This is a genomic window from Streptomyces sp. SCPE 10 (assembly GCF_051980735.1).
GTDB lineage: Bacteria > Actinomycetota > Actinomycetes > Streptomycetales > Streptomycetaceae > Streptomyces > Streptomyces misionensis.
The window spans coordinates 3,660,268-3,674,226 of record NZ_CP197069.1; the positions used below are offsets into that span (position 1 = coordinate 3,660,268).

The window sequence follows — 13,959 nt, forward strand, 5'->3', positions numbered from 1 at the left end:
GCCGGGGCACCCGGCACTCGTACCGGACCCTGCCGGGCAAGGGCGCGAACCGGACACGTCCGCGGAAGTTCGCCGGGCGTTCAACCACCGCGCCGCACAAGCCTGTCGGGCGCCGTCACTGCTTCGTGTACGTCAGGCTTTCGCCGCCGCCCTGCTGTACCCGCCGCAGCCGCCCGTCGGGCAGCAGGCTGACCTCGGTCGCGTCGCCCGGGGTGCAGGAGGAGGCGGGTTCGCCGCTGGTCACGGTGGACGGTCCGATCTGCAACGGGCCCTGGGCGAGCGGCTCCTGGCTCAGCGGGGCGGCGAAGACGCAGTGGTACGCCGGACCGTCCGCGACCAGGGTCAGCACGCTGTCGCCCACCCCGCCCTGGCGGATGGTGAGCCGGCGGGTGCTGGTGCCGGCGGCGTTGTCGATGGTCGCGGTCCAGGTGCCGAGGTAGGCGTCCGGGACCGCGCCGCCCGCGGCGGCGGAGGGCGAGCCGGGGCCCGGGCCGCGCTCGCCCGAGCCGGTGGGCGACGCGGGGGCGGACGCGGCCGTTTCGCCGCCCTTGCCGTCGGTCCCGCTGTTCAGCAGCGCGTACACCGAACCGCCGGCCCCGAGCGCGACGACCAGCGCGATCACGACGAGCAGCGCGGTCGACCGCCCGCTGCGCCGCTCCGGCTCCCCGGGCTCGGTGCCGTACGGCTGGTACGGCCGGTCCGGATACCCGGGCCCGGCGGCGGGCGCGGGACCGTCCGGCGCGAAGTACGGGGGCCGCGGGCCCTGTTGGGGATGCTGCTGGGGGTGGCCGTACGTCCCGGGGGCAGCCGGCCACCCGGGGGGCGCGGGCTGTCCCGGCACCATGGTCTCCAGCCGTTCGGCGCCCCCGCCCTCGGTGGCCGGCTCTCCCCCGTCACAGACGGCGGCGTGCTCCGGCGACGCGCCCGGCCCGCCCGTGCCGCCGGACGGGGAGTCCGCCCCGGCGCCCGCGGTCCCCGTCCTGGCCCCCGCCGGCTCCTCGACCTCCAGCAGCCCCACCGCGTGCCGCCCCAGCTGGGCCACCAGGGACCCCGGCAGCCAGGGGTCGCGGGAGCGGCCGCCGTGCACCGTGTCCTGCGCGCCCGTGCGGTCCAGCAGCTCGTCCAGGGAGGGCCGGGCCGCCGGGTCCTTGCGCAGACAGCCGCGGACCAGGTCGGCGATCCCCTCCGGCACGCCCGCCAGGTCCGGCTCCTCCCGGGCTATCCGGAACATCAGCGCGTGGATGCCGCCGCCTGCGTTCCCGAACGGCATCCGCCCGGTCGCCGCGTAGGCCAGCACCGAGCCCAGCGAGAACACGTCACAGGCCGGGGTGACCCGGTCCCCGCGCACCTGCTCGGGCGCCATGAACCCGGGCGAGCCGACCAGCGAGCCGGTCACGGTGAGGTGCTCGCCGCCCGCGCCGGTGGTCTCCAGCGCGCGGGCGATGCCGAAGTCGATCACGCGCGGCCCGTCGATGGTGACCAGCACGTTCGACGGCTTCAGGTCCCGGTGCACGATCCCGGCCGCGTGGATGTCCTTGAGCGCGTGCGCCAGTCCGGCCGCGAGGATCCGCACCGACCGCTCGGGCAGCGCGCCGTGCTCGTGCCCGACGACGTGCCGCAGGCTGGGGCCGGCCACGTACCCGGTGGCCACCCACGGCACCGCCGCCTCGGTGTCCGCGTCCAGGACCGGCGCCGTCCAGTACCCGCCGACCCGCCGCGCGGCCGCCACCTCCCGCCGGAAGCGGGCCCGGAACTCCTCGCGCGCGGCCAGCTCCTCGCGGACCAGTTTCACGGCGACCGTGCGGCCCCGCTCCGACCGGGCGAGGTAGACCTGTCCCATACCTCCCGAACCGAGCCTGGCCAGCAGCCGGTACCCCCCGATCTCCAGCGGATCCCCAGGCCCGAGTTCCTCCATGACCGCCCGCCCTTCCCACCCCGTCGGCTGTGCAACGGGCCCGAGAATAATCGCGTCCCCGGGCGTGTCGGAGGCGTGGCTCTCCACGGTTCCGTAACAGGCCGCGGCGCCCGATGTCGACAACCTGTCGTGGATTGCGACCGTCCACGGAACAGGACGCCGATACCGCTTCCGCATCGCGGACATTTACGCTCGCCCGCATGACCCCTCAGCCCCATTCCGGAGCCGGCGCCGCAGTGAAGGCCGCGGACCGCGCGCACGTCTTCCACTCCTGGTCCGCGCAGGACCTCATCGACCCGCTCGCCGTCGCCGGCGCCGAGGGGTCGTACTTCTGGGACTACGACGGCACGCGCTACCTGGACTTCACCAGCGGGCTCGTCTTCACCAACATCGGCTACCAGCACCCCAAGGTCGTCGCGGCCATCCAGGAGCAGGCCGCGAAGATGACCACCTTCGCGCCCGCGTTCGCCGTCGAGGCCCGTTCGGAGGCGGCCCGGCTGATCGCCGAGCGCACCCCCGGCGACCTGGACAAGATCTTCTTCACCAACGCCGGTGCCGACGCCGTGGAGCACGCGGTGCGCATGGCCCGGCTGCACACCGGCCGCCCCAAGGTGCTCTCGGCCTACCGCTCGTACCACGGCGGCACCCAGCAGGCCGTGAACCTCACCGGCGACCCGCGCCGCTGGCCCTCCGACAGCGGCGCGGCCGGCGTCGTGCACTTCTGGGCGCCCTTCCTGTACCGCTCCCGCTTCTACGCCGAGACGCAGGAGCAGGAGGCCGCGCGGGCGCTGGAGCACCTGGAGACGACGATCGCCTTCGAGGGACCCGGCACCATCGCCGCGATCATCCTGGAGACCATCCCGGGCACGGCCGGGATCATGGTGCCGCCGCCCGGTTACCTCGCCGGGGTGCGCGAGCTGTGCGACAAGTACGGCATCGTCTTCATCCTGGACGAGGTCATGGCCGGATTCGGCCGTACCGGCGAGTGGTTCGCGGCCGATCTGTTCGACGTCACCCCGGACCTGATGACCTTCGCCAAGGGCGTGAACTCCGGCTACGTCCCGCTCGGCGGCGTCGCCATCTCCCAGGAGATCGCCGAGACCTTCGGCAAGCGCCCCTACCCGGGCGGTCTGACCTACTCCGGGCACCCGCTGGCCTGCGCCGCCGCCGTCGCCACGATCAACGTGATGGCCGAGGAGGGCGTGGTGGAGAACGCCAAGCGGCTCGGCGAGACGGTGCTGGCCCCCGGCCTCGCCGACCTGGCGGCCCGCCACCCGAGCGTGGGCGAGGTCCGCGGCACCGGCATGTTCTGGGCGCTGGAGCTGGTCAGGGACCGGGAGACCCGCGAGCCGCTGGTGCCGTACAACGCGGCCGGCGAGGCGAACGCGCCGATGGCCGCGTTCGCCGCCGCCGCCAAGAAGCACGGCCTGTGGCCCTTCGTGAACATGAACCGCACCCATGTGGTGCCGCCGTGCAACATCGGCGAGGCCGAGCTGAAGGAGGGCCTGGCCGCCCTCGACGCCGCGCTGACCGTCGCGGACGAGTACACGGTGTGACGGTCCGCAGCTGCCGTGGGCCCAGGCCGAACGCGTAAGGTGACGTGCTCGTAAGACCGTAAGAATTGGTCATACGTGCGAGCACGTCATCCGTACGCGTGAGGAGAGACCGGCCATGCCCGGCAATGGCACCGCCGTCACCCGCAGCACCCTGCGGCAGCAGATCGCGGACGCGCTCCGTGACGAGGTGCTGGCGGGGCGGCTGCGACCGGGCCGGGCGTTCACCGTGAAGGAGATCGCCGAGCAGTACGGCGTCTCCGCCACCCCCGTCCGCGAGGCGCTGGTCGACCTGTCCGCGCAGGGCATCCTGGAGGCCGACCAGCACCGCGGCTTCCGCGTGCCCGAGTACTCCCTCGCGGACTACCGGTACATGATCGAGGCCCGCAGCCTGGTCACGGACGGCATGTTCCAGGCCCTCGCGGCCGGGCACCCCGCCTTCACGGCCCCGGCCGAGGACGCGCGCACCGCCGCGATGCTGGCCACGGTGCGCCGCCGCGGCGAGGAGGCGCAGCGTGCCGCCACCGCGGGCGACCTCACCGTGCTGATCGGCTACGACCTGCGCTTCTGGCGCGAGCTGGGCGCCCTGTTCGGCAACCCCTACCTCGGTGACTTCCTGCACCGGCTGCGGGTCCAGGCCTGGGTCTGCGCGGTGCAGCACCTGCGCCGTCTGCCCACGCTGCGCGGCCGTCTGTGGGCCGGGCACACGGAGCTGGTCGAGGCGCTGGCGAGGCGGGACACGGAGACGGCGCGGACGACGGTGGCGGCGGCGAACGCGCACTCGCTGGCGTTGCTGGAGGATCTGTCCGACAGCTGAGGGACGTGGGGGTACGGGAGGCGTGGCGCACCGATTACGCTTCCCAGACCACCTGCTGCCGTGCGTGTCCGCGCGACCGCCGATGCGAGGAGCTCTCTTTGGCCTGTGACCTGTGGCTGGTACCGCTCGTGGACGTGTTGTGCCACACCCCGGACAACCCGTTCGCCGAGGAACTCGCGCACTACAACGACGCGTTGGCCGCGGCCGGGCTGCCACCGGTGCCGGTGCACCAGTACATGCCGGGGCTGTCCGGCGAGGTCGCCCCGGTCGCCGGCTTCGACTACGACGCGCTGCACTTCCTGCGCCGCGCCTATCTGCTCCAGGCCTGCGGTCTGCCGGTCACCCCGGTGGACGAACTCGGCGGCGACTACGAGCAGTTGCTGGAGATGTTCGAGTCCACGGCCCAGCAGTCGCATCTGGTGTGGCACTACGACCACGCGGGCGCGTACGTCCCGGTGGACTTCCCGCACCCCCTGTCCAACGACGAACTCCTCGCGGGCGGGGGCCCGTTGGGCTCCTCCCAGGCGCTGCTGCGCGAGCTCCAGTACATCGCCCCGGGCATCGGCATCGACCCGGCCAACCCCCCGGCGCCCCCGGCCCCGCCGACGGCCCCGACGGAGCTGGAGGAGCCGGCCGCCCCGACGCCCTACGATCCCAGCCCCTTCGCCCGCGAGCGCCACGTCTGGCTGGGCCTGCACGCGGCCACCACCCGGTCGCTGGCCCAGGGTTCGATGATCGTCTTCAGCTGAGCGCCAGGGCCGGACCGGACCGGCGCCCACCCCGCGGCCGTGCCGGGCCGGGAGCGGGCGCGTGGCCGCCGGCGCACGTCAGAAGACGGGCGTGCCGTCCTGGGTCAGCTTCCAGTTGGTGACCGCGAAGTCGGCCGGGTCCAGGGACTTGGTGGCGGTGACGTAGTCGATCATCAGCTGCCGGATCTCGTTGGTGGAGCTGTAGGCGATCTCCGCCGAGGCGATGTGCGGGTAGCCGGAACCGCCGTTGGCCCGGTAGTTGTTGACGGCCACCACGAAGACCTGGTCGGCGGCGACGGGGGCGCCGTTGTAGGAGAGGTTCTTGATGCGGGAGCCCTCCGGCTGGGCGATGTCGATCTCGTAGTCGACGCCGGCCGCCGTGTCGTACATGTAGTCCCAGAAGCTGTTGGCGTTCGTCAGCGTGGCCGTGTCGACCTTCGTGCCCGCCGGCACCTGGTGGTAGTACTTCGCCGCGTACTCCAGGTAGTCCTTCAGCTGGGCGCCCGTCAGCTTCTTGCCGTACAGGGTGTTGTCGTAGATGTAGAGCCCGGCGATGTCCTTGATGGTGACGTTGCCCTGCGGGATGTCGGCCGTGCGGCTGAAGGGCGCGGCCACCGAGATCAGCGGGAGGGCGGCGTCGGCGGCCGACAGGCCCGTCTTGACCGTCTCCATCTGGACCTTGTGGATGAAGTCCATGATCGGGACGTCCTGCCAGCAGGAGTCCGCCGCCGAGAGGTCCGCCGTGCAGGTGCCGACGGGCGTGTTGACGTACTTCACGACCAGCTCGTGGTCGGCCTCCAGGAGCTTCTTGATCTCCGGGTCCTCGGCCACGCCGTTGGGGTTGAGGGTCTGCGCCTTCTTGCCCGTCACCTTCCACTGGCCGTGGTGGAGTTCCAGCTCGAAGTCGAAGACGCTGAGGCGGTAGCCCCAGCAGTACGGCTCGGACAGCAGCACGTCCTCGCCGGTCTGCTCGTTCTTGACGGTGTACGACGGCACCTCGACATGGGTGTGGCCCACGAGGATCGCGTCGATGCCCGGGACCTGCTCGGCGACCAGGTTGGAGGCGTTCTCGACGTAGGGCAGCTCGTCGCCCCAGGAGGAGGAGCCGTCCAGGCCGGAGTGGTCGGTCAGGAAGACGACGTCGCAGCCGAGGGCGCGCAGCCGGGGCACGTACTTCTTCGCCTGCTCGACGAGGCCCGGGAAGACCAGCTTGCCGCCGACGTTGTCCTTGTCCCAGATCGCGATGCCGGGGTTGGTCAGACCGAGGATGCCGACCTTGATGTCGGGGGCGCCGGGGACCTTGATGTGCTTGACGGTGTACGGCTCGAAGGCCGGACGCAGCGTCTTGGCGTGCAGGGCGTTCGCGCCGAGCAGCGGGAAGTCGCACTGGTCCTCGAACTTGCGCAGGGTGTCGATGCCGTAGTTGAACTCGTGGTTGCCGAGCGCGGCGGCGTCGTAGCGCATGTGGTTCATGGCGGTGGCCATCGGGTGCTTGGGGCCGCGCTTGCCGTCGGTGCCGGTGATCGGGTCGACGCGGGCGAAGTAGTAGGCCAGGGAGGTGCCCTGGATGATGTCGCCGGCGTCGACGAGCAGCACCCGGTGCTCGCCCTTGGCCTCGCGCTGCTGCTTGATGAGGGTGGCGACCCGGGCCACGCCCACCGAGTTGCCGGCCTTGTCGGTGTAGGGGGCGTCGGCGTAGTAGTCCCAGTCGAAGACGTGGCCGTGCAGGTCGGTGGTGCCCAGGATGGAGAACGACCAGGTGCGCGGAGCCTTTTCGGGGTGGTGACCGCGGTCGGCCGCCTCGGCGGTACCGCTGGAGACCGCGCCCGCCGCCGCGACGGCGGCGCCGGTCACGGCCGACTTCTTCACGAACTCCCGGCGGTTCATGCGACTGTGGGTCATTCAAGGCTCCTGAGAATGGAGTTGGTGCGAGCAGGGGGCGTGCCAAGGCGGAGGCTACCCGCGTAGATCGTGCTCGCGCCCCTCATCGCCGCAAACCAGGAAATGGCCATGTCCAGGTCAAGGATGGGTCATCCGGGCCGGAACGCGAAAGCGCCCGCCGGGTCCGCGGGGAGGCGGACCCGGCGGACGCTGCCGCAGGATGAACCGGAGCCTGCTTCCGGCTTACAGGAAGGAGTTGACCTCGATCGTCTCGTCCCGGCCCGGACCCACGCCGATCGCGGAGATCGGGGCGCCGGACATCTCCTCCAGCGCCTTGACGTAGTTCTGGGCGTTCTTCGGGAGGTCGGAGAAGGACTTGGCCTTCGTGATGTCCTCGCTCCAGCCCGGCAGGGTCTCGTAGATCGGCTTCGCGTGGTGGAAGTCGGTCTGGGAGTAGGGCAGTTCCTCGACCCGCTTGCCGTCGATCTCGTACGCGACGCAGACCGGGATCCGCTCCCAGCCGGTGAGCACGTCCAGCTTGGTGAGGAAGAAGTCGGTCAGGCCGTTCACCCGGGTCGCGTACCGCGCGATCACCGCGTCGAACCAGCCGCAGCGGCGGTCACGGCCGGTGGTCACACCGCGCTCGCCGCCGATCCGGCGCAGCGCCTCGCCGTCCTCGTCGAACAGCTCGGTCGGGAACGGACCGGCGCCGACCCGGGTGGTGTACGCCTTGAGGATGCCGATGACCCGGCTGATCTTCGTCGGACCCACGCCGGCACCGGTGCAGGCACCGCCGGCGGTCGGGTTGGAGGAGGTGACGAAGGGGTACGTGCCGTGGTCGATGTCGAGCAGGGTGCCCTGACCGCCCTCGAACAGCACGACCTTGTCGTCCTCCAGGGCCTGGTTGAGGATCAGGACCGTGTCGGCGACGTACGGCTTGATCTGCTCGGCGTAGCCCAGCAGCTCCTCGACCACCTGGTCGGCGGCGATGGCGCGCCGGTTGTAGAGCTTGGTGAGGATCTGGTTCTTGACGTCGAGGGCCGCCTCCACCTTCTGCTGGAGGATCGACTCGTCGTACAGGTCCTGCACCCGGATGCCCACGCGGTTGATCTTGTCGGCGTAGGTCGGGCCGATGCCGCGCCCGGTGGTGCCGATCTTCCGCTTGCCGAGGAAGCGTTCCGTCACCTTGTCGACCGTCACGTTGTACGGCGTGATGACGTGGGCGTTGCCGCTGATGAGGAGCTTGGAGGTGTCGACGCCGCGCTCGTTCAGACCGCTCAGCTCGGAGAGCAGGACCGACGGGTCGACGACGACACCGTTGCCGATGACCGGCGTACATCCGGGAGAGAGGATGCCGGAAGGGAGGAGGTGGAGTGCGTACTTCTGGTCGCCGACGACGACCGTGTGGCCGGCGTTGTTGCCGCCCTGGTATCGCACCACATAGTCCACCGAGCCACCGAGCAGGTCGGTGGCCTTCCCCTTGCCCTCGTCACCCCACTGAGCACCGAGCAGCACAAGTGCGGGCACGCGCGTACACCCCTTCCGGGCGGGGCATGTCCAAGGTCAGGGGCGTGGGCGTAAGGTTCACCGCCGCGTGCCACCGCGACCGTCGTTGGCCGCACAACCGTCGGACCGGATGCCCCGGAATAGACGAAGCCCCTGGCGCAATAGCGCAAGGGGCTCTTGCACAAAGATGCTACCCGAGGAAGCGAGGCAGGACCGAGGTGGCGACTTTCGCGACGTCCGAACAGCTGCTGGTGATCATCGATCCGGCGGCCCGGCAAGCGGACGGGGAGTCCGTACGGATCGCGAAAGACGTGCTCAGCGCGGGTGCGGCGGCCAAGGTCTGTCTCCCGGAGGGCCCGGCGGAATTCGCCCGGGCACTGGGCCGTCGGGGTGCCAGACGCCCCGTGGTGGTGGGCGACGACCGCGCCCTGGTGCGCGCGGTGACCCTGCTGCACCGGCAGCGGGAACTGGCCGGATGCGCGCTGTCGGTGGTCCCGGTGGGGGAACGGCTGGCCCTGGCGGAGTCCCTGGGCGTGCCGACGGGGGCGGTGGCGGCGGCCCGGGCGGTCCTGGACGGCGAGGAACGCCGTCTCGACCTGCTGGCGGACGACGCGGACGGGCTGGTGCTGACCGGGCTGACCGTGCCCCCGGCACCGGTGCGGGCGCCGGTGCCGGAGCCGGTGGCGGCGGCCGGGCGCCCCTGGTACCGGTCCCTGGTGCGCACCCTGAGCCCGCGCCCGCCCCGCCTGGCCGCGATACCCGCGCCAGGGCCGACGCGGCTGCGGGTGGAGGTGGACGGGGAGACGGTGGTGGAGCTGGACCAGCCGGTGGAGTCGGTCTCGCTCAGGCCGGCCGGCGGTCTGGCCGAGGTGGAGGTCCGGCGGGCGGCCGGGGGTCCCCTGACCGCGTCCGGGCACGCGGTCAGGGTCAGCGGGCCCGACTTCCACTACCGGGCGGACGCGGTGGTGCGGGGTCCGGTGCGGGGGCGGGCCTGGCGGGTGGTCGAGGGGGCGTGGACGCTGGTGCTGCCGGCCGGCGCACGGGGACGCTGAGCACGCACCGGGGAACCGGGCGGTGATCAGCGCACCTCCACGCTCAGCCCCTCCAGGCCCCGGATCACGAAGTTCGGTTTGCGGGACGGTTCCGCCGCCAGGGCGAGGGTGGGTGCCTGGCGGAGCAGGGCGGTCATGGAGGCGGCCAGCTCGATACGGGCCAGGGGCGCACCGATGCAGTAGTGGATGCCGGCGCTGAAGGAGATGTGGGGGTTGTCCCGGCGGGTGAGGTCGAGGCGGCCGGGGTCGGCGAAGACGGCCGGGTCGTGGTTGGCGGAGCCGAAGAGCATGGCGATCTCGGCGCCGCGCGGGATCGTGGTGCCGTCGATCTCGATGTCGTCCAGGACCCAGCGTTCGAAGAGCTGGAGCGGGGTGTCGTAGCGCATCAGCTCCTCGATCGCGGTCGGCACCAGGGAGTGGTCGGCGCGCAGGGCGGCGAGCTGGCCGGGGTTGCCGAACAGCGCCCACCAGCCGTTGACCGTGGCGTTGACGGTGGCCTCGTGACCGGCGTTGAGCAGGAGCACGGCGGTGGAGATCATCTCCTGCTCGGTCAGCCGGTCGCCCTCGTCGTGCGCGGCGATCAGCCCGGAGATCAGATCCTCGCCGGGTTCCGCGCGGCGTGCCGCGATCAGCCCCCGCAGGTACTCCGAGAACTCCACCGACGCGCGGACCGCCTCCGCCGCGGTCTCCTCCGGCGGGTTCAGCTCGTACATCCCGCAGATCGCCGCCGACCAGGGCCGCAGCTGCCCCCGGTCCGCCTCGGGGATGCCCAGCATCTCGGCGATCACCGCCACCGGCAGCGGCTCCGCCACGTCCGCCAGCAGATCACCGCCGCCCTCCCGGACGAGCCCCGCCACCAGCTCATTCGCCAGGTTCTCCACGTACGGCTGCAGCCGCTCCACCGTGCGCGGGGTGAACGCCTTCGACACCAGGCGCCGGATCCGGGTGTGGTCCGGCGGCTCCAGGTCGAGCATCCCGTGGTCGTTGAGGGTGTGGAACGGCTCGTGCTCCGGCGGCGGCGCCTGCCTGCCGAACTCCTCGTGCGAGAACCGGTGCTGGTACGTCCGCCCCAGCCGCCGGTCGCGCAGCAGCGCCGAGACGTCCGCGTGGTGCGGCACCAGCCACTGGTCGGTCGGTTCGTACCGGACCACCCGGCCGCGCGCACGCAGTTCGGCGTAGGCCGGGTAGGGGTCGGCGAGGAACGCAGGGTCCCAGGGGTCGAAAGCGAGGTCGTGTGGCCCTGACATGCCCGGACGCTAACCCGCGGGGCGCGTTCTGACCAGGGGTGGCGTCAGCCGGGAGTCACCAGGCGGGCCTCGTACGCGAAGACCGCGGCCTGGGTGCGGTCGCGCAGGCCGAGTTTGACGAGGATGCGGCTGACATGGGTCTTGATGGTGGACTCGGCGACCACCAGGCGTTCGGCGATCTCCGCGTTGGACAGGCCCTGGGCGATGAGGACCAGGACCTCGGTCTCCCGCTCGGTGAGGTCGCCGTAGGCCGTGCGGGCGACGGCCAGCGGGGGCCTGGCCTCCGGGAGGCGGGAGAACTCGGAGATCAGGCGCTTGGTGACCGAGGGCGCCAACAGCGCCTCGCCGGCCGCCACCACCCGTACCCCGTCGGCCAGTTGGCGGGCCGAGGCGTCCTTGAGGAGGAACCCGGAGGCGCCCGCGCGCAGCGCCTGGTACACGTACTCGTCCAGGTCGAAGGTGGTGAGCACCAGCACCTTGGCAGTGGCGTCCGCCGCCACGATCTCGCGGGTCGCCTCGATGCCGTTCAGTTCGGGCATGCGGATGTCCATCAGGACGACGTCCGGGGCGAGTTGCCGCACCCGCTCCACCGCCTCGCGGCCGTTGACGGCCTCGCCGACGACCTCGATGTCCGGCATCGCGTTCAGCAGGACGGAGAAGCCCTCGCGGACCATCATCTGGTCGTCCGCGACCAGTACGCGGATCGTCATGCGCCGCCCTCGGTCTCCGGGGCCGGGACCGGCAGGAAGACCGTCACCTCGTAGCCTCCCTCGGCCGTCCGGGCCGTCGTCATCTCGCCGTCCAGCATGCCGACACGCTCCCGCATCCCGGTGAGCCCGTGCCCCGCGCCCGGCGACGGCTTCACCAGACTCGGCGCGGGCGGCGGGCCGTTGACGACGCGCAGGCCCAGGCCGCCGAGGACGTAGCCGATCTCCACCCGGGCGCTCGCCCCGGGCGCGTGCCGCAGGGTGTTGCTCAGCGCCTCCTGCACGATGCGGTAGGCGGACAGCTCCACCCCCTGCGGCAGTTCGCGCACCGCGCCGGTCACCGCCTTCGTCACGTCGAGACCGGCCTCGCGGACGTTGGCGAGCAGCGCGTCGAGGTCGGCGAGGGTGGGCTGCGGGGCGTCGGGGGCCTCGTAGTCCTCGGCGCGGACGACCCCGAGGACCCGGCGCAGCTCGGTCAGGGCCGCCACCGCGTTCTCCCGGATGGTGGCGAACGCCTTCTCCAGTTCCGGCGGCGGGTTCTCCACCCGGTACGGTGCGGCCTCCGCCTGGATGGCCACCACGGACATGTGGTGGGCGACCACGTCGTGCAGCTCGCGCGCGATGGTCGTGCGCTCCTCCAGCAGCGTGCGGCGCGAGCGCTCGTGCTCGGTCACCGTCTGCTGCGCGGTGACCTCCGCCGCGGCCTGCCTGCGGATCTGCCGTACGGCGACCACCAGCAGGACCAGCGCGGACAGCAGCTGCATCTGGGCGACTTCGCCGCGCCCGTCCAGCCGGCCGAGGAGGCTGCCCGCGAAGGAGCCGTACACCCCGGTCAGCACCCACATCCAGGCCGCCGTGCGCGGGCGGGTGCGGACCGCCACCACGGTGAGCACCACCAGGTGGGAGAAGAAGGTGCCCGGCGTCCATATCCCGCCCCAGTAGTCCTCGCCGACCACCCCGTTGATCAGGGACGCGACGAGGGACAGCCAGAACGCTCCGGCCGGCCGCACCAGGGTCAGCAGGACCGGCACCAGGGCCAGCAGCCCGCACAGCAGGGACGGCGCTCCGGAGATGTCGCCGCGCAGCATGCCCAGCCACATGGCCACCAGGCCGAGGAAGGCCACCAGGCCGTGCGGGGCCCAGGCGGCGTACTCCCGCATCCGGCCCGAGCGGCCGCGCACCAGCCGGCTGCCGGGGCCGAGGCGGGGCAGCGGGCGGTAGGCGAAGGCCCCGTGGAACAGGTCCTGCCGCAGCCCGGCGAGGGCGTCGGCCGCCAGCCGGAACTCCGGGCTGCGCGGCCGGCCTGCCCCGGCCGGCGGGGTCGGGTGCGTGTGCGTCGTCTCGGTCACGGGGAAAACGGTAGGCGGACGGCCGGGCCCGGTCGTCCGCATGGAGGGGGGTTCCGCGGGGTCCCTCTCAGGTACTACACGGGGCCTTCGGGACGGGGGGAACCCACCGGCTGCCGGGGCGGCCCGCGTGCCTCCGCACGGTCCGACCGGGTCGGCGCCCGCCGCTCACCAGGCGAGCTGGGCTATCTCCTCCGCGACCACCGCACAGGCGTCCGCCGCCGGGTCGATCAGCGGGAAGTGGCCGACGTCCGACAGCAGCGTCAGGCCCACCACCTCCCCCGCCTTGGCCGCGGCGTCCGCGTACGACTCGGCCACCTGCTGCGGCACGACCAGGTCGGCGCGGCCCTGGACGACGGTGGTGGCGATGCCCGTCGGCAGCAGGAGGACGGGGTCGGCGTACGCCCGGCGCGCCTCGAAGTGCTCGGGCCCACCGAGGAGTTGCAGGGACGCGTGCTCGCAGGCGCCCAGCTCCTCGGCCACCGCCAGGTCGGCGAGCGGGGCGAGGGCGACGACGCCGCGCAGCGGGGCGGGTTCGGCGGTGCGCCAGGGCGAGTCGGCGGGCAGCACGTGCCGGGCCGCGGCCCACAGGGCGAGGTGGCCGCCCGCCGAGTGGCCGGTGAGGACGGTACGGCGCCGATCGGCACCCGGCAGCGCCTCGCGGACCAGGTCCGGCAGGGCGTCCAGGGCGGCGGCCACGTCCGCGAAGGTGTCCGGCCAGCGGCCGGCGGGCGGGGTGGCGCCCTCGCTCTCGGTGTCACCGCCGCGCCGGTACTCGACGTTGGCCACCGCGAAACCCCTGCGGGCCAGGAAGTCCGCGAAGGGCGTGGCGTGCCGGCGGTCGAACCGGGCCCGCCAGGCGCCGCCGTGCAGGACCACGACCAGCGGGGCCGGGGCGTCCCGCGCCGTGCGCGGCGCGTAGAAGTCGATCACCTGGTCCGGGTGGGAGCCGTAGGCCGCAGTGGCGTCGGGATCGACGGGGGCGTGCGAGAACGCGGACTCTTCCTCGGCGGCGGCACGGGCTGCTGCGGCTGCGTCCGGCATGCTCCAACCTCTCATCGACGGGGCGGCGTTGGGCGGACCGGAGCGGGTGATCCCGTCGGCCGTTGGCCGGACGGTATCAGGCGGGTGACGTGCGGGTACGCGGGCGGGGGCGGGAACGCGCGGCGGCGCCGGGGGTGCCTTC

11 protein-coding genes are annotated in these 13,959 nt (G+C 72.7%); 4 read left to right on the forward strand and 7 right to left on the reverse strand.

What is annotated here, in order from left to right; translation table 11 throughout:
• Nucleotides 1–115: 115 nt before the first annotated feature.
• Nucleotides 116–1,915 (reverse strand): serine/threonine-protein kinase, encoded by a 1,800-nt coding sequence (locus ACSP97_RS17045; RefSeq protein ID WP_364723623.1) that lies wholly within the window; start codon nt 1,913–1,915, stop codon nt 116–118.
• 200 nt (nt 1,916–2,115) lie between these two features.
• Between ACSP97_RS17045 and ACSP97_RS17050 the strand changes: the two genes are divergently transcribed.
• The 3 genes from ACSP97_RS17050 to ACSP97_RS17060 all read left to right on the forward strand — a co-directional run bounded on the left by ACSP97_RS17050 (nt 2,116) and on the right by ACSP97_RS17060 (nt 5,034).
• Nucleotides 2,116–3,471: an aspartate aminotransferase family protein gene (locus ACSP97_RS17050; protein ID WP_355146180.1), complete on the forward strand. Its 1,356-nt coding sequence runs from the start codon at nt 2,116–2,118 to the stop codon at nt 3,469–3,471.
• A 115-nt stretch (nt 3,472–3,586) separates the two neighbouring features.
• Nucleotides 3,587–4,285: a GntR family transcriptional regulator gene (locus ACSP97_RS17055; protein ID WP_355321691.1), complete on the forward strand. Its 699-nt coding sequence runs from the start codon at nt 3,587–3,589 to the stop codon at nt 4,283–4,285.
• A gap of 98 nt (nt 4,286–4,383) precedes the next feature.
• The gene (locus tag ACSP97_RS17060; RefSeq protein WP_355321689.1) at nt 4,384–5,034 is read left to right on the forward strand and encodes a hypothetical protein; all 651 of its coding nucleotides are present in this window, start codon (nt 4,384–4,386) and stop codon (nt 5,032–5,034) included.
• Between the two features lie 78 nt (nt 5,035–5,112).
• Here ACSP97_RS17060 and ACSP97_RS17065 read toward each other — a convergent pair whose 3' ends face one another.
• Both ACSP97_RS17065 and ACSP97_RS17070 read right to left on the reverse strand, forming a co-directional pair.
• Entirely contained in the window at nt 5,113–6,936 is a 1,824-nt protein-coding gene (locus tag ACSP97_RS17065; RefSeq protein WP_355146186.1) for a bifunctional metallophosphatase/5'-nucleotidase, read from the reverse strand.
• A gap of 222 nt (nt 6,937–7,158) precedes the next feature.
• Nucleotides 7,159–8,442: an adenylosuccinate synthase gene (locus ACSP97_RS17070; RefSeq protein ID WP_355146188.1), complete on the reverse strand. Its 1,284-nt coding sequence runs from the start codon at nt 8,440–8,442 to the stop codon at nt 7,159–7,161.
• 197 nt (nt 8,443–8,639) lie between these two features.
• On the opposite strand from ACSP97_RS17070, the gene ACSP97_RS17075 reads away from it, so the two are divergent.
• The gene (locus ACSP97_RS17075; RefSeq protein WP_355146190.1) at nt 8,640–9,473 is read left to right on the forward strand and encodes a diacylglycerol kinase; all 834 of its coding nucleotides are present in this window, start codon (nt 8,640–8,642) and stop codon (nt 9,471–9,473) included.
• A gap of 26 nt (nt 9,474–9,499) precedes the next feature.
• On the opposite strand, the gene ACSP97_RS17080 is transcribed toward ACSP97_RS17075, so the two are convergent.
• From ACSP97_RS17080 to ACSP97_RS17095, 4 genes are all read right to left on the reverse strand, one after another.
• Complete coding sequence (locus ACSP97_RS17080; RefSeq protein ID WP_440558165.1) at nt 9,500–10,720, reverse strand: cytochrome P450; 1,221 nt, start codon at nt 10,718–10,720, stop codon at nt 9,500–9,502.
• A 44-nt stretch (nt 10,721–10,764) separates the two neighbouring features.
• Complete coding sequence (locus tag ACSP97_RS17085) at nt 10,765–11,430, reverse strand: response regulator transcription factor (protein WP_355146194.1); 666 nt, start codon at nt 11,428–11,430, stop codon at nt 10,765–10,767.
• Nucleotides 11,427–12,818 (reverse strand): sensor histidine kinase, encoded by a 1,392-nt coding sequence (locus tag ACSP97_RS17090; protein WP_435643466.1) that lies wholly within the window; start codon nt 12,816–12,818, stop codon nt 11,427–11,429. Before ACSP97_RS17090 ends, ACSP97_RS17085 begins: the two co-directional genes overlap by 4 nt.
• Nucleotides 12,819–12,941: 123 nt before the next feature.
• Nucleotides 12,942–13,817 carry an alpha/beta hydrolase family protein gene (locus ACSP97_RS17095; RefSeq protein ID WP_358673359.1) on the reverse strand — a complete coding sequence of 292 codons (876 nt, stop codon included), beginning with the start codon at nt 13,815–13,817 and terminating at the stop codon, nt 12,942–12,944.
• Between the last annotated feature and the right edge of the window lie 142 nt (nt 13,818–13,959).